The organism is Paenibacillus sp. 2RAB27 (genome assembly GCF_052115445.1).
Lineage (GTDB): Bacteria > Bacillota > Bacilli > Paenibacillales > NBRC-103111 > Paenibacillus_E.
Genome location: NZ_JBFRGR010000117.1, coordinates 1 through 464, shown reverse-complemented (window position 1 = coordinate 464; position 464 = coordinate 1). Strand labels below are relative to the sequence as shown.

Below are 464 nucleotides of genomic sequence, written 5' to 3'. Positions count from 1 at the left end.
ACAGGAGCAGCAGGAGCAACTGGAGGTACAGGAGCAACAGGAGCAGCAGGAGCAACTGGAGGTACAGGAGCAACAGGAGCAGCAGGAGCGACTGGAGGTACAGGAGCAGCAGGAGCAACCGGAGCAGCGGGAGCAACTGGAGCAGCAGGAGCAACAGGAGCAACCGGAGCAGCAGGAGCAACTGGAGGTACAGGAGCAACTGGTGCAACAGGACCGACTGGGCCGACTGGAGCAACTGGAGGAACAGGAGCAACTGGAGCAACAGGAGCAACAGGAGCAACTGGAGGTACAGGAGCAGCTGGAGCAACTGGAGGTACAGGAGCAGCAGGAGCAACTGGAGGTACAGGAGCAACAGGAGCAGCAGGAGCAACTGGAGGTACAGGAGCAACAGGAGCAGCAGGAGCGACTGGAGGTACAGGAGCAGCAGGAGCAACAGGAGCAGCAGGAGCAACTGGAGCAGCAGG

The 464-nt window shown here is 60.3% G+C and carries 1 protein-coding gene; it reads left to right on the top strand.

Going from position 1 to position 464, the window contains the following annotated elements; all coding sequences use genetic code 11:
• On the top strand, positions 1 to 464 hold a 464-nt coding region (locus AB4114_RS35905), incomplete at both ends, for a hypothetical protein (RefSeq protein ID WP_441992691.1).